The sequence below is a fragment of the Chryseobacterium gleum genome (assembly GCF_900636535.1).
GTDB lineage: Bacteria > Bacteroidota > Bacteroidia > Flavobacteriales > Weeksellaceae > Chryseobacterium > Chryseobacterium gleum.
Window position 1 is genome coordinate 4,886,933 of record NZ_LR134289.1, and the last position, 23,179, is coordinate 4,910,111.

19 protein-coding genes are annotated in these 23,179 nt (G+C 37.4%); 11 read left to right on the plus strand and 8 right to left on the minus strand.

The genetic code is table 11. From position 1 onward, the window contains the following. Positions 1-5: 5 nt before the first annotated feature. The 3 genes from EL165_RS22480 (at position 6) to EL165_RS22490 (ending at position 4,492) form a co-directional block, all read left to right on the plus strand. Positions 6-3,050 carry a DNA polymerase III subunit alpha gene (locus EL165_RS22480; protein WP_002981426.1) on the plus strand — a complete coding sequence of 1,015 codons (3,045 nt, stop codon included), beginning with the start codon at positions 6-8 and terminating at the stop codon, positions 3,048-3,050. Between the two features lie 65 nt (positions 3,051-3,115). Continuing rightward, positions 3,116-3,568, plus strand: coding sequence for a PA2169 family four-helix-bundle protein (locus tag EL165_RS22485; RefSeq protein ID WP_002981425.1), 453 nt, complete (start codon positions 3,116-3,118; stop codon positions 3,566-3,568). Between the two features lie 234 nt (positions 3,569-3,802). Then, entirely contained in the window at positions 3,803-4,492 is a 690-nt protein-coding gene (locus EL165_RS22490) for an O-methyltransferase (protein WP_002981422.1), read from the plus strand. 562 nt (positions 4,493-5,054) lie between these two features. Here the strand turns inward: EL165_RS22490 and EL165_RS22495 are convergent. From EL165_RS22495 to EL165_RS22515, 5 genes are all read right to left on the minus strand, one after another. Continuing rightward, entirely contained in the window at positions 5,055-5,423 is a 369-nt protein-coding gene (locus EL165_RS22495; protein ID WP_041461552.1) for a hypothetical protein, read from the minus strand. 125 nt (positions 5,424-5,548) lie between these two features. After that, positions 5,549-5,929, minus strand: coding sequence for a hypothetical protein (locus tag EL165_RS22500; protein ID WP_126358700.1), 381 nt, complete (start codon positions 5,927-5,929; stop codon positions 5,549-5,551). A 5-nt stretch (positions 5,930-5,934) separates the two neighbouring features. Beyond that, entirely contained in the window at positions 5,935-7,224 is a 1,290-nt protein-coding gene (locus tag EL165_RS22505; protein WP_002981417.1) for a hypothetical protein, read from the minus strand. A 236-nt stretch (positions 7,225-7,460) separates the two neighbouring features. Continuing rightward, the gene (locus EL165_RS22510) at positions 7,461-7,712 is read right to left on the minus strand and encodes a hypothetical protein (RefSeq protein ID WP_002981414.1); all 252 of its coding nucleotides are present in this window, start codon (positions 7,710-7,712) and stop codon (positions 7,461-7,463) included. Positions 7,713-7,754: 42 nt separating this feature from the next. Beyond that, positions 7,755-8,471, minus strand: a complete 717-nt coding sequence (locus EL165_RS22515) for a hypothetical protein (protein ID WP_126358701.1) — start codon at positions 8,469-8,471, stop codon at positions 7,755-7,757. A gap of 201 nt (positions 8,472-8,672) precedes the next feature. Between EL165_RS22515 and EL165_RS22520 the strand changes: the two genes are divergently transcribed. The 5 genes from EL165_RS22520 to EL165_RS22540 all read left to right on the plus strand — a co-directional run bounded on the left by EL165_RS22520 (position 8,673) and on the right by EL165_RS22540 (position 16,948). After that, entirely contained in the window at positions 8,673-9,254 is a 582-nt protein-coding gene (locus EL165_RS22520) for an RNA polymerase sigma factor (protein WP_002981408.1), read from the plus strand. A gap of 60 nt (positions 9,255-9,314) precedes the next feature. After that, complete coding sequence (locus tag EL165_RS22525; RefSeq protein ID WP_164720351.1) at positions 9,315-10,472, plus strand: FecR family protein; 1,158 nt, start codon at positions 9,315-9,317, stop codon at positions 10,470-10,472. 114 nt (positions 10,473-10,586) lie between these two features. Beyond that, positions 10,587-14,123 (plus strand): SusC/RagA family TonB-linked outer membrane protein, encoded by a 3,537-nt coding sequence (locus EL165_RS22530; protein ID WP_002981404.1) that lies wholly within the window; start codon positions 10,587-10,589, stop codon positions 14,121-14,123. An 11-nt stretch (positions 14,124-14,134) separates the two neighbouring features. Further along, positions 14,135-15,490: a RagB/SusD family nutrient uptake outer membrane protein gene (locus EL165_RS22535; RefSeq protein ID WP_002981402.1), complete on the plus strand. Its 1,356-nt coding sequence runs from the start codon at positions 14,135-14,137 to the stop codon at positions 15,488-15,490. Between the two features lie 27 nt (positions 15,491-15,517). After that, entirely contained in the window at positions 15,518-16,948 is a 1,431-nt protein-coding gene (locus EL165_RS22540) for a peroxiredoxin family protein (protein WP_002981400.1), read from the plus strand. A 157-nt stretch (positions 16,949-17,105) separates the two neighbouring features. On the opposite strand, the gene EL165_RS22545 is transcribed toward EL165_RS22540, so the two are convergent. From EL165_RS22545 to EL165_RS22555, 3 genes are all read right to left on the minus strand, one after another. After that, a complete protein-coding gene (locus EL165_RS22545) occupies positions 17,106-17,363 on the minus strand; it encodes a hypothetical protein (protein ID WP_002981399.1) in 258 nt (85 codons plus the stop codon). A gap of 97 nt (positions 17,364-17,460) precedes the next feature. Continuing rightward, positions 17,461-17,910 (minus strand): MauE/DoxX family redox-associated membrane protein, encoded by a 450-nt coding sequence (locus EL165_RS22550; RefSeq protein WP_002981397.1) that lies wholly within the window; start codon positions 17,908-17,910, stop codon positions 17,461-17,463. Positions 17,911-18,086: 176 nt separating this feature from the next. Further along, positions 18,087-18,335 carry a hypothetical protein gene (locus tag EL165_RS22555; RefSeq protein WP_002981395.1) on the minus strand — a complete coding sequence of 83 codons (249 nt, stop codon included), beginning with the start codon at positions 18,333-18,335 and terminating at the stop codon, positions 18,087-18,089. 383 nt (positions 18,336-18,718) lie between these two features. Here EL165_RS22555 and EL165_RS22560 point away from each other — a divergent pair, with 383 nt between their 5' ends. The 3 genes from EL165_RS22560 (at position 18,719) to EL165_RS22570 (ending at position 23,179) form a co-directional block, all read left to right on the plus strand. Continuing rightward, complete coding sequence (locus tag EL165_RS22560; protein ID WP_002981393.1) at positions 18,719-20,449, plus strand: helix-turn-helix domain-containing protein; 1,731 nt, start codon at positions 18,719-18,721, stop codon at positions 20,447-20,449. 67 nt (positions 20,450-20,516) lie between these two features. Then, positions 20,517-20,696: a hypothetical protein gene (locus tag EL165_RS22565; RefSeq protein ID WP_002981391.1), complete on the plus strand. Its 180-nt coding sequence runs from the start codon at positions 20,517-20,519 to the stop codon at positions 20,694-20,696. 377 nt (positions 20,697-21,073) lie between these two features. Next, on the plus strand, positions 21,074-23,179 hold the full coding sequence (locus EL165_RS22570) for a type VI secretion system Vgr family protein (protein WP_002981389.1): 2,106 nt from the start codon (positions 21,074-21,076) through the stop codon (positions 23,177-23,179).

Below are 23,179 nucleotides of genomic sequence, written 5' to 3' on the forward strand. Positions count from 1 at the left end.
CAAGTATGTTTTTAAATTGTCATTCCTTTCACAGTCTCCGCTATGGAACACTTTCCATAGACGACCTTATTTCTCAGGCTTTAGCACTGGGGATAAAGGAACTTGTTCTGACAGATATTAATACGGTGACCGGAGTTTATGAATTTAAAAAGAAATGCGAAGAAAATAATATCCGCCCGATTGTTGGTGTTGAGGTGCGCAACGGTAGTGAATTATATTATATAGCCATTGCAAAAGAGTTTAGTGGGCTTGCCGAAGTAAACAAAATGCTGACTTCTTATAATTGCGATAAGATTGATTTACCATTGCAACCGGAATTAGCCTACAACTTTATCCTATATCCACTGAGCAATATGCCGGACAACCTCCAAGAAAATGAATATGTAGGAATCTATGAAGATGAACTCAATCTTTTGATAAGACCGGAATATAACAAGCTGTTATCTAAAATGGTTATTCTTTGTCCCATTACTTTCAGCACAAAAAAAGAATATAACCTACATCGGATTTTACGCGCCATTGATAACAATACCTTGCTTTCCAAGCTTGCAGAAAAAGAAGTGTGCAGGAAATCAGAATATTTTCGTTCTGTGGATTCAATACATAGAATTTATCGTCACTATCCTGAAATTATTGAGAATACGCAAAAATTACTTTCAAAATGCAGCTTTGATTTTGTGTTTTCCACACCCAGAAATAGAAAACATTATACAGGTACAAAGGCCGATGACCTTAAACTTCTGACCCGTTTAGCTTATGCAGGATTGGAAAGACGGTACGGTAGAAATCACGAGGTAGCAACTAAGCGAATTGAAAAGGAACTAAAGGTAATTGATGAACTAAACTTTAGTGGGTACTTTCTTATCACTTGGGATATCATCCGATATAGCAACAGTATGGGCTTTATGCATGTTGGGCGTGGGAGTGGAGCGAACTCTATTGTTGCGTACTGCTTGGGAATTACCGATATATGCCCGATAGAGCTGGATCTGTATTTTGAACGATTTCTGAATCTTAACCGGAAAAGTCCGCCTGACTTTGACATTGACTGGAGCTGGCAGGAGCGTGATATCATCCTTGATTATATTTTTAACCGTTATGGTAAGGAGTATGTTGCTTTTTGCGGAACCAATGTCGAATTCAAATACCGTTCGATCATTCGGGAAGTTGGAAAAGCATTTGGACTTCCAAAGGAGGAACTTGACGAGCTCAGCAAATATCCAGAGCGTGTATTTCGGGACGATATAGTAAAGCAGGTGCAGAAGTATGGGAAGCTGCTTGAAAAATTTCCTAACCAGCGGAGTATGCATTCCTGCGGGATTATTATTTCCGAGGAACCACTCACAAACTTTACGGCCCTTGAAATGCCTCCCAAAGGGTTTCCTATCGTGCAGTGGGATATGCACGTTGCCGAGGAGATCGGTTTTGAAAAGTTTGATATCTTATCTCAAAGAGGGCTAGGTACCATCAACGATACGGTCAGGCTTTTAGAAGAGAAGAGGGGAATTAAGGTAAATATTAAGGATACCACTATTTCCAAAGATGAAGTAAAATGTAATGAATATTTGAGCCAAGGGCGGACAATAGGATGCTTCTATATTGAATCTCCTGCGATGCGTGGATTATTGCGCAGATTGAAATGTAATAACTATAAAGTTTTGGTAGCCGCCTCTTCCATTATTCGTCCTGGTGTTGCCCAATCGGGAATGATGCACGAGTATATTTTTAGACATAACAATCCTGACAAGTTTGAGTATTTCCATCCTGTCTTTGAGAAGCAGCTAGGAGATACTTACGGCATCATGGTATACCAGGAAGACGTGATCAAGATTGCGCTTCATTATGGCGGGGTGTCTGCTGCCGATGGAGATATACTGAGAAGAGCTATGAGCGGAAAAGGTAGGTCTTTAAGTGCACTTCAAAAAGTTAAGGACGATTTTTTTGCATCTTGCAGAAAACAAGGGCATCCAGAGGAACTGAGCCGGGAAATTTATAGACAGATAGAATCTTTTGCAGGGTATTCATTCTGTAAGGCTCACTCAGCTTCTTATGCAGTAGAGAGTTATCAATCGCTGTACCTGAAAGTTTATTATCCATTGGAGTTTATGGTTTCGGCGATAAATAATATGGGCGGTTTCTATAGGACAGAGGTCTATGTACACGAGGCAAGGATGTCAGGGGGTGTTATATTGAATCCATGTGTCAATAAAAGCGAGTACGAAACAACGATTTATGGAGAGGAAATATATCTGGGACTGATGCTGCTTGAAAAAGTTGAATCGAAACTTGCTCAGCTGATACCAAAGGAAAGAAAGGCAAATGGGGAGTATAGGTCAATGGAAGATTTTATCAAGAGAGTTCCAATTGGTATTGAGACTTTGCAGACGTTGATCTTTATTGGAGCATTCCGTTTTTCAGGTGTTCCAAAGAATGAACTATTGCTCAAAGCGCGCATTCTACTGGGGGATTTTAAACCAGAGAAAAGATTTCAGACTCTTTTTGAAGAACCGATCAAGGAATACAAATTTCCGGAGTTAAAAAGAAATGTGTTTGAGGATGCTTTCGATGAAATCGAGATTTTAAGTTTTCCGGTATCCTGTACACCTTTCGATCTACTTCAGACGAAGTACAGGGGAACTGTTATGGCCAAAGATCTTACAGAACATCACAAAAAGCAGGTGAAGATGCTTGCCTACTTGATTTCAAGGAAACATGTTCCTACAAAAAGGGGAACAATGTACTTTGGTACCTGGATAGATGTTCAGGGAAACTATTTTGACACTGCACATTTCGCAGATTGCCTTGAGAAGTACCCTTTTCAGGGTGGGGGATGCTATCTATTATTGGGGATTGTGGAAGTTGATTTCCATTTTCCGACAATTACGATCACCAAAATGGCAAAGATGCCATTTATACCTGACCCAAGATATTCCCATGATGAAGAGAAGAAATATGAAGCGCAACAGCGGATTCGGGAAGATGTAAGTATGACTTTCAGGGCCCCTTATCCGCAGGAGCATGAAATAGGACTTCCCCGAAAACGTTTTTAGATTCTTTTGAAGAAATTTTAAACAAATTGTTCTGGGGATCGGTTATTTAGAAAAACAGATAGGAAATGGAAAATCACAAAATTGTCGAAGTCTTAAATGATTTAATAGAGATCAACAACGATAGAGCTGAAGGCTTTGAAAAAGCTATCAGGGATATTAATGCCGAAAACATAGATCTTAAAGCTGCCTTTGAAAAATTCGCCTCACAAAGTCGAAGCAATATTACAGAGCTTGCGGGACTTGTGGGAAGCAAGGGTGAAGTTCCCGAAGACGGGAATACGGTCCTTGGAACATTACATCGCGCTTGGATCGATATAAAAGCAACTTTTGGCGGTAGTGACCGTCACAGTATTCTGGAAGAATGTGAACGTGGGGAAGATGCGATTAAAAAGGCATACAAAGACGCACTGCAGGAAAATGAGCTCGGAGAAGATGTTCGTGAAGTTTTATTAAAACAACAGGATGGTATCCAGGCGAGCCATGATGCGGTCAAAGCTCTCAGAGATTTGAGCAAATAAAAATAAGGATTAAATTGTATAGAAAATGGTTGAAAAGCTGTGTTGATTCATTAACACAGCTTTTTCTTTTAGGAGATTATACAGAAAATAATTGTATGTATTAGAGATTCAGGTCCAAATGATGATGTAAGCGGATTAAAAGGACTTTTTAGGGATATACAAGTACTATCTGCATTATATTTCTTACTTTTATTATTTAGAATAATTCTTAATAACTTAATTTAAGGAAGTGATATGCCCAAAGTAACCCCAGAACTTTTTGAAGTTCTACACGATAGCAGAGCTGAAAATACATTGGCTAGGCTGTATAAAGAAGCTCTCAAGCAGGGCTGGTCTATGGTTTTTCATTTCATGCCCAAAGCATTTAAATTCTTTGGCAGGGGTATAGACTGGAAAACGGAAAATGAAAGCTTTTATGAGGATAAATATATACCGATATTACCGTATCAAGGTACCTTTATCTATATGCAGGCGAGGGCACTAAATGCGCAAAATATCCTGGAATTTGGAACATCTTTTGGAATTTCTACGATCTATCTTGCAAAGGCAGCGAAGGACAACGGAGGTAGAGTTATTTCAACGGAGTACTTACCCCATAAGGTTAAAATTGCCCGGCAAAACCTCATTGAAGCAGGTGTCCATGAGCATGTAGAGATTTTGGAAGGGGATGCGATGCAGACTTTAAAGGATCTGGATGTGGAATGGGATTTTGTTCTTCTTGATGGATGGCCGGACATGGTATATGCGGTATTCAAGCTGATCGAGCCGAAATTGAAAAAGGGCGCCGTGATCCTTGTGGATGATGTTCAGGGATTTCAACCTTCCATGAAAGACTATTTTGAGTATGTACGTAATCCTGCAAATGGATATCTTTCTACAACCGTATATCCAAAAAAAGCGATGGAATTTACGATTAAGCTTTAAATTTCGTATATTGGTTAAGAGTTAACTAACCATCTTAATAGTATATTGTAGACTAGTCGTGAGATTAGTCTATTTTTTTTCACTTTGTCTGTCAGTCCGAGACATAATGAGACTGGATGCAAGGCACTCTATCTTTCAGGAAATAGTTTGTGGAAAAGGAAGATGTTAGCATGACCTTTCGGGTATCTTAAACGTAGGAGATTGAGGTTGGTCTTCCCGGAAAAAGGATGTTAAGGTATTGATAAAGAAAAATGATTTTAATGCCACTACGGAAACCCGTAGGCTGATCTGAAATTAATGCTTAAATTTGCACCTGAAAATTGAGAATCTTCGCTCAGGTCGTTCAATGGTCAATAATTATTTGTCAACATACAAAATATAGTATATTTCAAATACACGTATGAGGCCACTTATGGTTTTAATACCTTTCATGGTTATTAGTTTTTAAACGCATCTTTTAAAGGTGCGTTTTTTTATGGAGCTAATCACATAAAAAACTCCCATTTCTTGGGAGTTTTTAAGATTATGATCTCGCTAATATTTGAAGATGCTCGATGCCACATTACTTTCGCGTTGTCTTTTTTTTTTCGATATTCTTTTCAATGACACTGGGGTCCATATAATCTAAATAGATACTATGCCTAAGATAATAGCTCCATCGCCAAAAACACAATGGATTAATCTTGTACAATCTGTAAAGCCTCTGGTTTTCTTTGGCTGGAGATGTCTCTTTAATCCAATATTCAAAACCAAAAGTTGAGAATCCGGGGCTTTTAAAACCAAAATCTGTGGTTATCCTGTATGAGCCATCAAGATTGGAGTATCTGAAATATCCCTCATCTAACCAGCGATGAATATCCTTTCCAATAAAAGGCACATTGGGAAGTAGGATCATAATGCCTAGCACTATAATAATTGTTTGCCTCATCATTCTAATTGTTTTCCTCTTCATAGCTTTTAGTTCAGTTGCGGGCGATTTGCATTATCTGAGTTTTGAAAGTCCATTGAGCTCATTTATTGCATGATATTACTTTGGCTGGTTTTTATTAGAAAAAGTCAGAAGTCCTGCCATTTATTCGATGGTTTAAAGGGAACTCTGTTCGGCTTTATTTTTTCCCAGTCGCGGTATTCAAAATTTTTGCTTACGGTTAAATAATAACGCCAACGCCAAAAACAAAACGGGTTAATTCTATACAACCTAAAAATTTCCATATTGGCCATTTGCGGTCTCGTAGCCTCGATAAATCCAAATGTTACCCACTTGCTCATCCAAGGGTGAAAAACTTCCATGTACTCTATACCGGTAAAAGAAGCGTTTGCATTAGCATACCGAAAATGGTCACCATCGATGGCCTTCAGTATCTCCGTACCTATAACCGGTGTATTGGGTATCACCAGAACAGATAGTACAATTCCTATAATAAATTTTCTTTTCATATCCTTTATTGACAATTCGTGCTAGTTGGAGGATCAATCCGACCTAATGTGACATTTGGATTGCCCGCCTGTTTTAAATTTGCTAAATATGTGTATACGCCATCTGGTGTTAAAAATCCATTATTGTTTAACTGTCCGTTACTTGGTAGGAGTAAATTAAAAACATCGGTAGCATAATGTGTACAGTTGTTATCATTGAGGTCATAGGGGACTTTCGATAGGGCAATAGACTGGCTTATGATTGCGTCGAATTGCGCCTTGGTGACAGACAAACTATATCTTGCATCACTTTTTCGCTTATAATCACTCGATTCTTCCCCCATTGCACTGGTAACTGGCAGCATGGTAGCCGCCGATGGACCAGATTGCGGGTAGAATCCATAAGAAAGCCTTTGAAGCTGAGTACCGTTTGATTTTTCAATTGTTAGAAAAGCGTGACCAGGTTTATCAGAATTGAGGTCTATTCTATGTGCATTTAAAGTCACCTTGTATTTTGTGTTAGCATCATTTACCACATTGTTGAAACATTTCAATCGCTCCTGAATGTCAATAGTGGTTATAGGTGCAGCTGCCACGAAAGATGTACTTGAAGTACCTCCACTACCACCTCCATGATTACCACCTCCGCCGCCACCTCCGGTCGCTGTACCGCTGCACGTTGTATATAGATAAGTCCAATATTCGGTACCATCATCGTAGTACTGTACCAGATACCACTCGCTGCATACAACAGGTATATTTTTACTGGTATCAGGTTTACTGTTTTCTTTGTTTACGTTGGTATCGGCATCCTTAGTCTTCAATTGAAGGTTTACCATTTTCAGCCCACTTGAGTCAAGTGATTGGCTGTACAACAAGGTATCATTTAAATCATATACCATATAATATACTTTTCCAAGCTCTTCACCTCGATACACTTGTTTTTTAACGAAATTAGAAATAGTCTGTTCGGAAAATTCCGCCACGGTTCTTGTATCTGCGAAAAGGCTCACCTTATTGGCGCTGGCAACTTTATTTTCTTCAATGGTAAAAATCAGGTTTTGCTGCATGGAATATCCCCAACCTAGGATTGTGCCGTCCTGCAGGGGAACCACGAGCGTGGTACTTTTATTTCCGTTTATGAGCTGTGCTTTTTTCCAATCTAAGGGAAAAGGTTTCCCGTTATCCTCGTACCATTTTTTTGCTATCGAGGTTTGATCGTTCTGAGGATAATTTTCCATATCCCTTTCGCATGACTGTAGTAGCATAATTGCAAATACTGCACAAATTAGTTTTCTGAAAATTTTTGTTAACATTTTATGTGGTTTAAAGGTTAGTGTCGCTGTATTTCTTTATCCAATGAATTATTGAAACTAAATTAAGCCTATAAAAACTTAAAACTTTTGACATAAGGCAAAAAATCAATAAGGAAGACTGGGGATGATCTTTAAAAGTAAGAGCAGCTACTAAGTCATAGACTACAAAATTTGAGAAGGAAATATTTTCATGTTTTGAGATTTGATAAAAAAATAGTCCCAAGTGGGACTATTTTTTAGGCAAGACTATTTATTGCGTTCCTAATAATCGGAATACGATCTGGCTGAGCATTTTCCACAGAAATACTTGCCTTTGATTTTTCGTAATCAATTGTTACTACGACCGTCTCATTATGGAATACATGCTTAATGGTGTCAAGTTTTTTGGTCATTTCTTCTTTCAATCGTTCTTGTGCTTCATCAAGCATTTTTTTTACAATTTGCTCCTCAGCCCTAATTTCATTTACTGTCTCGAATCTAATATTCATAATTTAAAATGTTGGTTAATATGTTTAGAATGTTCTTTCTATTTAAAACCCAAACAACTCAGTATCTATTCCCAGACCAAATCCGAACCAGTATCTGCCGTTGTTGATCCATTTTTTGCCAGCTTTGTCGGTTCCAAAATCAAAACCAACAGGGATGAGCGCAAAGGTTATTTTATTATAGGTATAAGTTGCTGCTAGGGAAGTTGAAAACATAAATGCGGTATAGGACTTTTCAGAGTCATTAAAATAATTCTGCGTGTTTTTATCGCTCAATTCTTCAGCCATTGGTGCGAGTAGTATACCAAAAGAAATTTTATGGCTGCTGGATTTATCTACCCAATATCTATCAATACTCTTAACATAAAACGGAACAAAAAATCCGACATTATCAACATCAGCTTTTGCTGTGACATAGCCATCTTTGTTTCTTGCCCTAACTTTAAAAGGGACGGTCATGATTGAAAACTGTCTCATAGCAGACCAACATTTAAAACTATTGCTATGGCTTACATATTCTCTTTTTTCATCATCCAGATCCGCGAAGTAATCTCTAAACATTTTATTTTTAATGTCATAGAAATGGACTTTAAGATAAACTTTACTGTCTTTTTGTGTAGAATCCTTAGAAAGTTCTGTTGAAATTACTTTAATTTTTCCCAGACCATGTTTCCATATTTCGGGATCGTGAAAGGACTGCTCTTGTGCATAGCATAAGCTGGTTACTCCAATAAGGAGCAAAAGGGTCAATATTTTTTTCATGGCTAAAGTTTTTGTTTGGAATATCATAAAATATTAATACTGCTGATATCCCAATTGGTTAGGTTAAATTTAATGATTTTTCATTTCATGACATTTCAAATCCCGTAAAATTCTCCTTTTATAAATTCACCAATCCATCATATCTTTTTTTTACAACTATTATTTTCTAACTTTACTTAATCATTTACCAATTGCCCTGTTATGACATCTCGAAATTTGATCGACGAAAGGGCACTGCTTTCCCAGTTTCAAAGCGGTGATGAAATGGCCTTTGATCGTATTTTCACGATGTTTCACTCTTCATTGGTATTTTTCGCAGATAGACTACTTATGAATATCGGAATGGAAATTTCCAAGGATCTAGTATTGGATATATTTCTGAAATTATATGACAGGAGGGAGGGATTTGAATCCCTTTCAAATATCAAGGCTTTCCTTTATATATCTGTGCGAAACAGCTGTATAAAAGCCATTGAAAAAGAGAAAGTAAATCAGAAGCGCTTTGATTTGTACACCAAAAATTTTGATGAGTTTGAAAAAAATGTATTGGATAACATTGTTCAGAACGAAGTATATGAAGAGCTTTACCAAGCGATTGATCTGTTGCCCGAACCATATCGGCTTATCATGGGCAGGCTTGTCACTGGCGATACGCCAAAAGAAATATCTGAGGAGCTCGGTATTCCTGTCAGTACGATCAATACCCAAAAATCAAGAGCACTTTCACTTCTAAAAAAATCCCTATCAGGTGCTGGAATCGCACTTTTAATGATTTATTCATAATTTTTTAACTTTTTTGGGACAACGCAATATCTTTTCGGGTTTCTATTTAAAATGAAACCAATGGAAGAGCGCAGAATCCTTGAAGAGTTAAAGATCGTACCGCTTCTGACGAAGTTTGTCAGAGGAGAGGATATGACTGTTCTTGAAGAAAAGACTATTGAGATCTGGCTCAACGAGAGCAGTGCGAACCGTGCTTTTTTTGAGGAATTACAAGATAAGGATCACGTTGCTCGGGAACTTCTAAAAAGGGATGCTGCTAGTGCTACGACATCCTCAGAACTTCTAAAATTACATGGCGTAGTGAAAAAACGTCAATCCCATTATAAGCGTGTAATTATTTGGACTACTGCTGCTGCGATATTATTGTTTTTTTCGCTTACTATACTTCTTTACAGGTATCATCAGTCCAGAAATGTCATTGATGAAACGGTTAATATGGCCACGGCCGACATTGATCCGGGCAAGGATCAGGCGACACTGACTTTTGACGATGGTCAGGTCATTGACCTGGAAGGGAAGACTGTGAAGAGCGATGCAGATGGTGTAACCTATTTGAATGGCCAAGCTGTTTCACCGTCAAAGATGCAATTTGCAACACTTACTACACCACGTAAAGGTCAATATAAAGCGATCCTACCGGATGGAACTACAGTCTGGCTGAATGCTGAATCCAAACTTAAGTATCCTACAAAGTTCGCGGGTGCAGAACGGCTGGTTGAACTTGAGGGAGAAGGTTATTTTGAAGTGGCACATAATGCTTCACGTCCTTTTATAGTGGAATCAAAAGGCCAACGTGTCAAGGTTCTTGGAACGAAGTTCAATATCAATTCCTATACGAATGAGGAGTATACAAGGACAACACTTATTAGCGGAAGTGTTGAGCTAAGAAATCTACAGAATGAGCTCATGGTGAGACTGAAACCTGGGGAGCAGGGGAGGTTTGTGCTCGGTGGTATTGACGTGAAAAAAGTTGATCCAGAGACTTTTATTGGATGGACTGATAATGAATTCCAATTTAATGGCGCGCAACTGGTAGAGGTTTTAAGGCAACTGGAACGGTGGTATGATATAGATGTGGATTATCAGAATGTTCCAAATGCAAAAGTCTATGCTACAATTAGCCGAGATAAAAAATTGACCAGCGTTCTCTTTGCGCTTGGAGAAGTTACTGATTTAAATTTTAAAATGACCGGAAGGAGGATTGAGATCAAGAAATAAAAACCTAATGTTTCATATGTTGGCCTGAAATAATGCCGGAGTGTTAGCGCACTCCGGCGATCGGGTCTGTATACTAGAGTTTCGAGCAACTAATAATTAACCCTACACAAATCTATGAAAAAACATGATTTTTCCAACAGGGAAAACGTTCCGCAGGTGGCGGATATGTTTTCAGGCAGGAAAAAATTGCTGCGTGCAGGCTTAAAGAGTACCCTATTCTTTATGCTTCTTGCTAGTGGCACTGCTATCAAGGCACAGCAGATCAACCTTTCGCTACAGAGAGCGACACTGGCTAAGGCCATCTCTGAAATACGGAAGACAACAAAATATGACTTTGCCTATAGTGAAGAACTTTTAAAAAAAGCTGGTCCAATTTCCGTTAATCTTAAAAATGCCAACATTACCGAGGTACTGAATAAAATGTTTGCTGATCAACCGATCTCTTACAAGATTGCTGATGGCATTATCATTTTAAAAGAAAAACCAGCAAACGGAAATAGTATAGCTCCTTCAAAAAATAAGGAAACAATAAAAGGGAGGGTGGTCGATGACAAGGGGAATCCATTGGCAGGTGCAACGATCCAAGTTAAAGGAACGAGCTTTATAGCTACTTCTGATGGTGCAGGATTTTTTGAGATACCGGATGATTTTTTAGAATCTGATCTGCAGATATCCTATTTAGGATATGGCCGGATAGAGGTAGCAGCTAAAAATATTGACAGGATTGTGCTGACAACAAATGACAACCGGATCGAGGAGGTGAGTGTTGTCGCCAGTGGGTATCAGTCTATTCCAAAGGAAAGGGCTACAGGCTCCTTTTCAAAGGTAGATAATGCGACTTTTAACAGACAGGTTTCGACCGATGTTATCAGCAGACTAAAGGGGATAGCACCTTCTATATTGTTTGACGAACGTTCAGGTTCTCCGAAATTAACGATCAGGGGACAGGCTACGATTTTTGGCAACGACCAGCCATTGATTGTTGTTGATAATTTTCCGTATGAAGGGGATATCAATAATATCAATCCGAACGATATTGAGGATATTGACATTCTAAAAGATGCGGCTGCCGCATCAATCTGGGGAGTACGTGCTGGCAATGGTGTGATCGTGATTAAAACTAAAAAAGGACGAGCAGACCAGCCGATGAGCATAGGTTTTACTTCGAATGTTACGATAGGGCAGAAACCGGATCTTTATTATTTGCCTAAGATAGCATCAACAGATTTTATTGATATTGAGAAGATGTTATTTGATAAAGGATATTACAATACGATTATCAGCAACACTTCTACAAATAGACCTTATTCACCTGTTGTTCAAATTTTGAATAATCAAAAGAATGGACTTATTACCTCAGAGGATGCTACGATGCAGATTGATGAATTAAGGAAATATGATCTGCGAGATGATATGAAAAAATATCTTTATCAAGAGAGTGTAAAACAACAATATTCATTAAATATAAGTGGGGGGTCAGAAAAATATAGCTACTATTTTTCTTCGGGTTTTGATAAAAATAGAAATTCTGAAAAAGGCGAAGGATTTAATAGGGTTAGCATAAATAGCAATCAAGTATTTCGTCCATTAAAAAAAATGGAAATAAGTGCGGGATTGAGTTATAATCAAAATAACCAATCTACTTCCAATGTTGTATCAATGTTAACCAACATGGGAGCAGAACTTATGTATCCATATGCAAGGTTGGTCGATGACAATGGGGAACCGGCTGTCGTTATCAAAGATCATAGTACGGTATTAAAGCAAAAAGCACTTTCGGCAGGATTACTAAATTGGGATTTTGTTCCTTTGGATGAATTACAACTACAAGATAATAAGTTTAAGCAATCCGAAATGCGCTTAAATGCTGCTGTCAAATATTCAATTATACCGTCTCTGTCAGCTGAAGTCCGTTTTCAGTACGAAAATCAGCAAGGAAGACGTAGGAGTTTCTTTGATCAGGATAGCTATGCAATGCGCGATCAAATTAATAGGTATACAACAATAAGTAATGGAGTTTTAACCCGAAATATACCGATGGGGGGAAGACTTGATAATACAAATAGTGAACTCAATTCATTAAATGGACGTTTCCAACTAAATTTTGATCAAAAGTGGAATAAACACCAAGTGAATGCAATCGCCGGATTTGAAGTTAGAGAGACAAAAGCGAATAGTATTAGTGCCCGACAATATGGCTTTGATCCCAATGTTGGTTCAAGTGTTTTAGTCGATTACCTGACACGCTTTTCATTATATGGAAAAGGAACTACTGGAACAATTCCTAATAATGATAATTATTCAGGTACTTTGGATAGGATACGATCTTATTATGTCAACGGTGCATACAATTACGATTTACGGTACGTTGTTTCTGCCAGTGCAAGGATTGATCAATCAAATCTTTTTGGCGTAAATACCAACCAAAAATCTGTGCCATTATGGTCAACAGGTTTTAAGTGGAACATAAATAAAGAGAGCTTCTATAATTTTGATTTTCTACGGGAATTAAGTTTGCGCTCAACATTTGGTTATAGCGGCAATATTGACCGTACAACTACAGCTTATACAACTGCAAGGTTGACTAGAAACCCCGACAATGGTTTACCTGCCGCAGATTTAGTTACTCCCCCAAACAATGAACTACGTTGGGAGAAAAATAGAATGTTCAATATCGGTGTTGATTTCACATCACAAAATAATAGGTTTTCTGGAAGTGTTGAATACTTTAAACGAAAAGGTACTGATTTAATTGGGAATGGAGATATTGATCCAACAACAGGCTTTACTTCTTTTCGTGGAAATCTTGCTAATATGGATGGAAAGGGAGTGGATATAGAACTCAATTCAATCAATGTTCAAAACAAATATTTTAGCTGGAAAACCACAGCTATTTTTTCCTACGCTAAAGATATAGTTACAAAATATAAAAGGTCTAGCACCATCACAAACTTTCTTTCTGATAATAGCCTAGGTCGAGTAACTAATCTATATAATCCTGTTGAGGGAAGATCTCTTTTTGGAATCTATAGTTACCCTTGGGCGGGCCTTGATCCGCAAACTGGTCAGGCACGGGGATTTTTGGATGGAGAACCTTCGACACAATATGCTAAGATAACGCAGCAGTTATCAGATGATCCAGAAAATAATTTGATTTATAATGGGAATGCTTTAGCACCTTATTTTGGTGCTTTGCGTAATACATTTAGCTACAAAGGTTTTGATTTTTCCTTTAATATAACATATCGTTTTGGGTATTATTTTAGAAGGAATTCAATTATGTATTCAGCTCTCTATAATAGCTATGGGATTAATGGCGATTATAATGATAGATGGCAGAATCCTGGCGATGAGCTAAAGACCAATGTTCCCGCACTGACGTATCCTGCCGTAAACGTTGCGGATCAGTTTTACCGAAATTCAGAAGTATTGGTCAGTAAAGGTGATCACATACGGCTTCAAGATATAAATCTTTCCTATGCATTATCGCCAAATATTCTAAGAAGTCTTCATCTTAAGAATGTACGTTTCTTTGCTTATGTAAATAACGTCTGCATGATTTGGAAGGCAAACAAGGTTAATCTCGATCCCGATTTTCCAACGACAAAACCTCCACGCACAATTGCGCTGGGACTAAATTGTAACCTGTAAGAATTAATCCTATGAAGAATATAATAAAATCACTAATAATATTAACGGTAATATTATTATCTGCATGTTCGAAAGAATGGCTAGAAGAGAAGCAGGATATTAAGTTGATTGTACCTACAACATTGACCGATTTGGACTTATTAATGAATACAACCTTGTTCGCCCGTGACGGTCGAGGTTCTATGGAAGGTTCTTGTGACGATTTTGAAGTTACTGTGGAACAATACAATTCATTGTATTATGATTTTAGCCGTAAGTTATTAACATGGACTGTGGATGAGTTCCCCAAATTAGGATCAGTACTCTATGAGGAGGAATGGGATTATGCTTATGCACAGGTACAAACCTGCAATGTCACGCTAAAAGCACTTTCAAATATTAAAAGGACTGATGTCAATGCCGGACTATATGACCGTATAAAGGGCACCGCATTATATCATCGTTCGCGTGCTTTTTTAAATTTGGCCATGACTTTTTGTAAATATTACGATTCATCCACTGCTGATATAGATCTAGGAATTCCACTAAAATTAGATGAAGATATTAATGAGCCTATTTTTAGGAACACATTGGCTGAAACCTATCTACGTATTATACAAGATCTTAATGAGTCAGCGATTCTATTGCCAAACAATGCAATTTCTCCAACTCATATCACGAATGCTGGTGCATATGCATTGTTGGCAAGGACATATCTATATATGAATGATTATCATATGGCATATGAAGTAGCGGATAAATCACTTGAACTTAATTCAAAGCTAGATGATTATAACTCATTTAATGCTACAGATTCATATCCACTTTTGGCAAAAAGTAAAGAAATGCACATTCAGATTCAAATGACACGAAATGCTGAAACGACAGGAGCTTCTTCAATTATACCTGACGAATTGTATAATCTTTACGGTGAGAACGATTTAAGAAAAACACTTTTCTTCAAATTTCAAAATGGAAAAATGGTATGGCGAGGTTCTTTGCTGTCCAACGAAATGTCATGCACAGCAATTGATGAAGTCTTTTTAATAGCCGCAGAATGTGCTGCTAGACTTAAGAATAAGGATAGAGCTATGCAATTGCTTAACACTTTGTTGAAGACAAGATTTAAAAATGGAAAATTTGTTCCGTTAACTGCCGAATCAGATATTCAAGCACTTGATATCATTTTAATAGAAAGAAGAAAAGAGCTATTGAAAAGAGGTTTGCGTTTTCAAGATTTAAAGAGACTTAATAAGGAGCCAAGATATGCCAAAACTCTAACAAGGATTGTTGGCGAAAACGTTTATACATTGCCACCAAATGATAAACGATATATTTTACCCATACCACAATATATTATTAATTATAGCGGTATAGAACAAAATTAGTTTGTTTCCAAAAATTTAAAAGTCATCATGAAAAAAATACTATTTTTTGTTGCATTGTTTTTATTAAAAGTACATTTCTCTTATTGCCAGAAACAAACTGTGATAGCGGGCACTATTAAAAATTGGCAGGATTCTGTGCTTAATATTGATTTATTAATAATTGATGGGATGTCAGCAATAAGAACTTCAAAAGAATTTTCGATGCCTACCAAGGATGGCAATTTTAAATTCAGTTTCACTTTAAATAGAACATCGCTAGCAACAATATATTTTAATAATCGCATTGCCTTTTCACCCGGTACATTCAGTATTATCATAAATCCGGGTGACAGTTTGAATTTCACAGTCCCAAATCTTAAGAAATTAGGATTAGTAAATATGGAGGTTGATGGCGTAGGTGCTGAGAGAATTATATTATTTAGAGATATAATAAGAAAAGTATATGCAAATCGGTTATTCAGAAAAACTTATAATAAACAAACTGTAACGGAAAAATTCTTAGAGGTGGATCGGTCATTGGATGTAATTGACTCTGAATTTCAGAAAATTAAAAAGCCTTCTTCTCGTGATAATCAACTATTACACGCACAACTTGTGGATCAAGCATTGGATATGATTATGATCCACTCCTTACAAAATAAGAGTGATTCTACATTAATTTTATTTAAAAAATATATTCTAAACAAGAAAAGAATGTTGCCGCTATTTAACAGCACCACGATTGAGTATTTTGGCGGTTTTCGTCTGATCCCTAATTATATAAGCCTTTTAAATAGAAACGCAGGCGGGGATAACATTGATCGTTTCGCTGAACCCCTGCAGTATAATCGCTTAATTGTTAAACAATTCGTTAATAAACCTGAAATTCGCGATTATTTACTTTCCGATTTAGCTATAGATATCTTTAAAGAGCATTGGGATAATCAAATATCAAAAAATATGTATGACTTTTATATATCCCATGCTAACAAAAAAAATAACTTTTACAAAAGGATAGTGCAGGAATATAAACAGGTAGAACAGTACCTTCAACCAGGTAAACCATTTTATAAATTTGCCTTACCAGATACCACTGGAAAGTTACATAAGCTCGAAGATTTCAACGGTAAGATCATTGTACTAGATTTTTGGTTCACTGGATGTCCCGGTTGTAAACTTATAAGTCCTGTTTTGGAAAAAGTTGAGGAGGAAATTAAAAATGATGGAATTCAATTTATTTCAATAAACGTCGATAAAGCGGAAATTTGGAAAATTGGAATTGGAGAATATTCAAGTAAAAGTTCATTACAACTTTATACTCAAGATCAACGATTTAATCATCCTATTATTGAATTTGCAAAGATACCATCCTATCCTTCGTTAATAGTCTTAGACAAAAATGGAAACTTAGTCGGTGTTCCGCCAAATCCGTTAAATCATTTTGAGGAATTCAAATCATATATTAAAAAGCTATTATAATTAAATTCAGAGAAGATATTTCAAACAGTAACTGTCATCAATGGTCCCATCGGGATTTACATAAAATAAACCTGTATTTAGTATACTTTCTTTTTGAGTAAAAGAAAAGGGTTGCAAAATGCAAGCCCTTTTCTTGTTAATTTTGTTTAAGTCAATTCTAAGGTTGTCTAACCCCATGAACAATATTATTTCCGGTCGGTTCTTCAGTCTGCAAATCGTACTCCTGAGAACATATTGGACCAGACAATTTACATTCGTTTGTCGCCCCGACTGGATCTCCCATTGATCCATCCGGATTCGCGTAAAAAATTCCTGTCTCATCTTCATTCACTGTGTTTGCCGGAGCAAAAGAGAAAGCTGCGAAACTTCCGATTGCAATTGCTGCAACTCCTAATGTAATTCTTAGTGATTTCATGATGTTTGGTGCTTTTATAAATCAAAAAGCTAAACTTTGGTTAGTTTTTTGCCTACTCTTTGTTCAGGTTTTCGGCGTCTCCTGTTTGGTTATTAGTTTAGTTATAAGTGGTCTGAACACTATTGTGTGGGGCTCGCCTTAGCGAAAAAAAAGTGATCAGACCAATAATGTTAATTGCAAAGGCAATGAAATTAAAATACAGCTGGTCGTTCCAATTCATTCCTTTGAAAACTGCAATACATGAGCATGGGATGCTCGATGCAAATTTTAAAATGTAAATTAGGTAAGCAGTATAAAGGATCATGATAGAAAGGGAAGTTAATAATCCCAACCTTCTCCAGTTCTTGTTTAATAGTAGTATGACAATCCCGAGGTGTACAGCCTGTAAAATGTAAGGTAGGACAGCCCCTCCTGCAGATAGCAGGTAAGCCCCTTTTATCTGTCTATTGAATGTGTCAAAATCAAAGATTTTACTGGCGAAAGTGTACGCCCATACAAGAATGAGGATAAATATGATCAGTTCTGAAATGATGTTCTTAATTCTCATGATGTGGTTATTTAGTGGTTGTCATAAATGCCTTAACTGGTCGCATGCATTTTCGAGGATTTAAAAATCTATTTTCAAAATTTCTATTTCATCAAATTTAGAATGCCTTTTGGCTGAAATGCAAGAACTTGTTGTCTCAAAATGCAAATGCACACTGTATTAGAAAAAATTCACACTTAATGTTTCCATTGATCTTTATCTTTTGGTGGTGGATCTTTGATCTCATTTCCGTCGGCGTCAAAACTTAAGTTTGACGTCGTTTGCAAAGTGTCATTCTCTGTTTTTAAATAGAGCTTTTGCTGATTTTCTTTTTCTGCCAGACTGTTTTCTTCTGGCACTATTTCCATTTCATCCTGTCTGCAAGATTGTAATGTGCAAAGGATGAAAAGGATTATCGATATTGAGATAACCGTTGTTTTTTTCATTGTAAAATTTTTTAGATTATCTCGGCCGAGACGTGGTTGAATTCTGTGGTCCAAATTATCAGTCTTTGTGATAGGTTAAAACAACTTGTGGTCTCAGTTATCAAATGCACATCAATGAATTACCCACTGCAGCAGATGTAAATAATTGAGAAAAAGTCACCTAATATTTTTGAAAAAAAATGTGGTATTGGGGGCATTTTTGAAGTGTATTAGAAACCATTCACATGTATTAGAACGCAAATTCACACTTGCAATTTTGATGTTTAATTTCATAATGCGCTGATATATAGTTCGCTAATTTGTAAAATGCTTTTTCACGTAGCGATGAATTTGGGTTGTGTGGTATATGAGAAATTTTCTTAATTTTATAGTAATACTTAGCCATGAACCGCCCACAAATTCATTTTTTATCAATCATATTACTTTTTCTGTGCGAATTGCTGTTTGCCCAGCAAGAAAAGCTGAGCGATTTTTATCTCATCCAACGTCAATACGAGAACCTACCGGAAAATGATGCAGCAGCACTTCCGCTGGTAGGAAAGCTTATCCAAAAGGCAAAATCGGAGAATAATCATACCCAGCTGTTTCTTGGTTACAAGGACGCCCGCTATTACTCGGCTGATCCGCAGATCAAACTGAAATATGCAGACAGTGCAATTTATGTTGCAAAGGCAATTAGGAACGATAGTTTATTGAGCAGTGCGTACATGAGTAAAGGAGTGGTTTATTACTTTTATCTCAAAAAATATAAGCTCGCCCTAAATGAATATTTGAAAGCTTTTGAGAAGAATAAAAGCAATAAAGATCCATATTACAGAAACAAACTTAATTACCACATAGGAGTTGTTAAAAGCTATATAGGTTATTATAAGGAGGCTCTTAATAATTTTGAGGAGGGCAGAGCTTTTTTTGAGGGTGAGATCAAGAAGTATCAGCACCCAAATTTGATGTATGGGAATCAAAGAGGGTATTTGAATACGATCCATCAAATGATCGTATGTTACCGCAAACTGGATGATAATAAAAAGGCTGATTCGCTGATAGCGGTAGGGCTTGCAGGATCATCGAAAAATGCGGATTACAAGCAGGAATACAGTTATTTCCTCAAAGAAGAGGGCATTCGTGAATTCCGAAACAAGCATTATGGCAATGCGGTCAAAATGTTGAACAATTCTTTAGCAGAGCTTATCCAGGTCAATGACTTCGCCTGGTTGACCGTATCATACTCGTACCTCGGCAGAGCGAAGTGGGAGCAGGGAAATACCAGAGAAGCGATCAGGGATTTTGAAAAGATAGATTCAATTTTCGTAAAGCATAATTTTGTTCTGCCGGAAGTAAGACATATATATGTCGATCTGATAAATTATTATGCAGATAATAAAGACAGTGCAAAATCATTATACTATACCAGACAGCTTCTTAAAGTCGATAAAATTCTTGAAGAGGATTTCGTTTATCTGTCTTCAAAAATCCATCATGAGTATGATGCTGATAAACTTTTACAGGAGAAGGACAAATTACAGCGGATATCCTGGATTAGAGGAACTGTATATGTGATCCTATTATTTATTTTTTCCTTTGGAGCGTTCTATCTGCTTTTAAGGCTGAGGTCCAGAAAGACGGTTATTGGTCGGAATAGCATTTTAGGGATTAACCTCGCAGGTGGTACCTTAAATATGGAAGAGGAAGGAGCATTCAGGATGCGAACTTACAGGAAAACCGATATAGGTAATGGTATTGTTGAGGATGTTCTTCGGAAGCTGAGTGAATTTGAAGCAAATCACGAATATCTTAATGAGCATATCAAGCTCAAATCAATGGCCAAAAGTTTTGGTGTAAACCACAATTATCTATCCGAAATTATTCAGGCACATAGGGGCGCAAATTTTCATCTATATCTCTGCGAGTTGCGGATTTCCTACATTACTAAGAAACTTGACACCGATAAAGAATACCATAAGTATACCAGTGACACACTCTCAAAAATGTGTGGAATTTCATCCAGGACTAATTTTTCAAAAGTATTCCAGCAGATAAATGGTATGAGTTTTACACAATATCTACACAAAGTCAAATCTGAACTGGGTAGCGCTCCTATATCCGTAAATGAATAAAATTCGCAATTTACCTTACGGATTTCCGTAATTATCCTTATATTATATATAATATATTTAGCCTCTTATGAAAGATCAATGCACTATCACATGGACTGGTCGTGTTGTGAAGGAACCAATACCCCGTCATTTTGAACTTTTTGAATATGTAGGAACGGACGAATTAGGACAGCCGATCAAAGTTTACGTATATAGGGTTGAAAAAATTGAAAAGGATAAGGAGCAGCTTCAAAATACACCTATATAAATAGCCTATTGCTGTCAATTAACTCCAATATTTTGGATTTAAATCATTGATAGATAGGGGATAGTAAAATTACGACACTTTTCAAAAAAGTGGGTAAATCATTTTGCCGTGATTTTTCAATATACTATATTGCAAAACCAAAATCACATTAATTTATGAAAAAGAATATATATTTATTTAGTATAGACGTGCAACCCTGCACATAGAATGGAGTTTCAATCCTATTGAAATTTGTACGAATTCATCTCAGTACAGTCACTTAATTCCTTTATCCCAAATAAGGAAAAAAATAGATCGGACGACGTAGCTGAACAAAAAGTCTCACCGCGCTCAGGGAGAATATCACCGTAATTATATAAATGAAAAAATAGATATGTATGTTTCAGAAAGACATGGATCATATAGATTCGTCAACAGGAGGAGGAGAAAGTAGCAGTTCAACTACTGTTTTTTCTTCACAGCCTGAGAATGCAGGGGCAAAGACTTTTTTTGATAAGCCAATGCAGAATAACGAAAGGTCGCTTACTAAAGGGAAGCTATGGAAGAACCAGCCTACTTCAAAAATTTATAATGCTGGAGCGATTTCGGAAAATGAAGTAAATGGGCTGAACAGGCTGGTGAAGCTTGAAATCGTGGTTGAAGGCACCACCATTCGATTCTTCAAGCATTTCAAGCTTACACAGAGTGCCGTAAAGCACCATACCTTTGAGTTGACCTTAGCGCACGACACATTGGGCGATGCTGAAAACCACAATTTAGAAGAGGCTCAAAATTTCCTTGGAAAACGGATTACCGTTGTTTTCAGATATAAAGATGTAGAAGAAAGCCCTGAAAGAAATTTTGTAGGGGTTGTGACTGAGGTCGGTTTCAGTCAGGATCAGGGAAGTTTGGGTAATATAGTCCTTATTGGTGAAAGCCCGACAATTTTGTTGGACGCTGCACCCCATACGCAAAGTTTTGGGGGAAGTCAGGAAATTAGTCTCAATAGTATTGCCCAACAAGTTATAAACGAGGGACTTGATCCCAATAAGTTTGATTTCAGGATTGATGCGAACTACGGGAACATAAGTTACAGTTCTCAATATGAAGAAACGCATTATAACTATTTGGGGCGGATGGCGGAGGCTTATGGAGAACAGTTCTTCTATGATGGAGAGGTATTGCATTTTGGAAAGCTTCCGCCAGCTGAAAACCCTGTAAAGCTAGTATACGGCAGGAATCTCAGTGATGTGAAAATAAGCATGAAAGCCCAGCATGTCAAGCCTTCTTTCTACGGTTACAATAGCCGTAAGAATGAGAAATTGACCGGAGGAGATCCAGCTATTAAACATACTTCAGATATCGCTCAGCGAGCCTATGAAATCTCTGCTAACACTTTTAAAACTCCTTCATTGCGTATAGCACCGATAAAGGCAAATTCATTTTTGGATGTTGAAGCTTCACAGAAGGGTACTGCTGGCAGCAAGGCTGCGGAGGTATTTGTTACTACCGGAATATCCACTGTACCGTTCCTCTATCCGGGTTGTATAGCGGACATGGAAATGCGAAAAGCAGAAACCAGCGAGACGTCATATTTTACCCGATTGTTATTAACGGAAGTCTTACATGAAGTTGATGCAAGGGGATACTATAGCGGGCGTTTTGAGGCTATAGCCGCTGATTCGGGTTATATCCCCCGACCAGAATTTATTGCCCCAAAAGCTGAACCGCAATTTGGAAAGGTGGTATCCAATACAGATCCATTAAACCAGGGAAGAGTTCAGGTTCAATTCGACTGGCAACAGGGGACGGATTGCTCCGAGTTTATCCGGGTCATGTCACCTGATGCAGGAAGCAGTGATGATGTGAAAACGAATAGGGGCTTTATGTCAGTTCCAGAGGTAGGAGATCAGGTGATGGTAAATTTCGTCTACCAGCATCCTGACCGACCTTTTGTTATGGGTGGTCTTTTCCACGGTGGCATTGGAGCTGGTGGAGGAACAGGAAACAATATTATGTCTTTTAGTGGAAGGAGTGGAACAGAACTAAAATATGATAATGGTGCAGGTTCAATAAATCTTAAAGACAAAGGTGGCGCAAATATGTATTTTGACGGAACGGGCAATGCCACTACTGATGCTAATTTAAATCATGTTGTCAATGCTGGCAGTACAAGTTCCATCAATGTAGGTGCAAAAGAAAACAGTCCTGCGACTTCGATTTTTGAAATGGATGATGAGGGTAATATCAATTTTAAGGGAAAAAAGAGCCTAACAATTACTATCGGAAACAGTTCTCTGAAAATGAAAGAAGACGGTACAATCAGCTTGACCGGAAAGGACATCACTGTTACAGGAAGCAACAATCTGGCGATAAATGCTACGCCCTCTGAAAAGGGAGGTGGTTCAGGTACGATCGACATCACGGCCAAAGGAGGTGATATTACGATCAGTAATGACAAGAATATAAATGTGAAAGGTGGAATTGAAGTTAAATTGACCTAA

What these genes read in the sequence shown, in the direction of transcription:
- EL165_RS22480 (WP_002981426.1), top strand. Translation starts at nt 6, where the DNA reads ATGTTTTTAAATTGTCATTCCTTTCACAGTCTCCGCTATGGAACACTT.
- EL165_RS22485 (WP_002981425.1), top strand. Translation starts at nt 3,116, where the DNA reads ATGGAAAATCACAAAATTGTCGAAGTCTTAAATGATTTAATAGAGATC.
- EL165_RS22490 (WP_002981422.1), top strand. Translation starts at nt 3,803, where the DNA reads ATGCCCAAAGTAACCCCAGAACTTTTTGAAGTTCTACACGATAGCAGA.
- EL165_RS22495 (WP_041461552.1), bottom strand. Translation starts at nt 5,423, where the DNA reads ATGATGAGGCAAACAATTATTATAGTGCTAGGCATTATGATCCTACTT.
- EL165_RS22500 (WP_126358700.1), bottom strand. Translation starts at nt 5,929, where the DNA reads ATGAAAAGAAAATTTATTATAGGAATTGTACTATCTGTTCTGGTGATA.
- EL165_RS22505 (WP_002981417.1), bottom strand. Translation starts at nt 7,224, where the DNA reads ATGTTAACAAAAATTTTCAGAAAACTAATTTGTGCAGTATTTGCAATT.
- EL165_RS22510 (WP_002981414.1), bottom strand. Translation starts at nt 7,712, where the DNA reads ATGAATATTAGATTCGAGACAGTAAATGAAATTAGGGCTGAGGAGCAA.
- EL165_RS22515 (WP_126358701.1), bottom strand. Translation starts at nt 8,471, where the DNA reads ATGAAAAAAATATTGACCCTTTTGCTCCTTATTGGAGTAACCAGCTTA.
- EL165_RS22520 (WP_002981408.1), top strand. Translation starts at nt 8,673, where the DNA reads ATGACATCTCGAAATTTGATCGACGAAAGGGCACTGCTTTCCCAGTTT.
- EL165_RS22525 (WP_164720351.1), top strand. Translation starts at nt 9,315, where the DNA reads ATGGAAGAGCGCAGAATCCTTGAAGAGTTAAAGATCGTACCGCTTCTG.
- EL165_RS22530 (WP_002981404.1), top strand. Translation starts at nt 10,587, where the DNA reads ATGAAAAAACATGATTTTTCCAACAGGGAAAACGTTCCGCAGGTGGCG.
- EL165_RS22535 (WP_002981402.1), top strand. Translation starts at nt 14,135, where the DNA reads ATGAAGAATATAATAAAATCACTAATAATATTAACGGTAATATTATTA.
- EL165_RS22540 (WP_002981400.1), top strand. Translation starts at nt 15,518, where the DNA reads ATGAAAAAAATACTATTTTTTGTTGCATTGTTTTTATTAAAAGTACAT.
- EL165_RS22545 (WP_002981399.1), bottom strand. Translation starts at nt 17,363, where the DNA reads ATGAAATCACTAAGAATTACATTAGGAGTTGCAGCAATTGCAATCGGA.
- EL165_RS22550 (WP_002981397.1), bottom strand. Translation starts at nt 17,910, where the DNA reads ATGAGAATTAAGAACATCATTTCAGAACTGATCATATTTATCCTCATT.
- EL165_RS22555 (WP_002981395.1), bottom strand. Translation starts at nt 18,335, where the DNA reads ATGAAAAAAACAACGGTTATCTCAATATCGATAATCCTTTTCATCCTT.
- EL165_RS22560 (WP_002981393.1), top strand. Translation starts at nt 18,719, where the DNA reads ATGAACCGCCCACAAATTCATTTTTTATCAATCATATTACTTTTTCTG.
- EL165_RS22565 (WP_002981391.1), top strand. Translation starts at nt 20,517, where the DNA reads ATGAAAGATCAATGCACTATCACATGGACTGGTCGTGTTGTGAAGGAA.
- EL165_RS22570 (WP_002981389.1), top strand. Translation starts at nt 21,074, where the DNA reads ATGTTTCAGAAAGACATGGATCATATAGATTCGTCAACAGGAGGAGGA.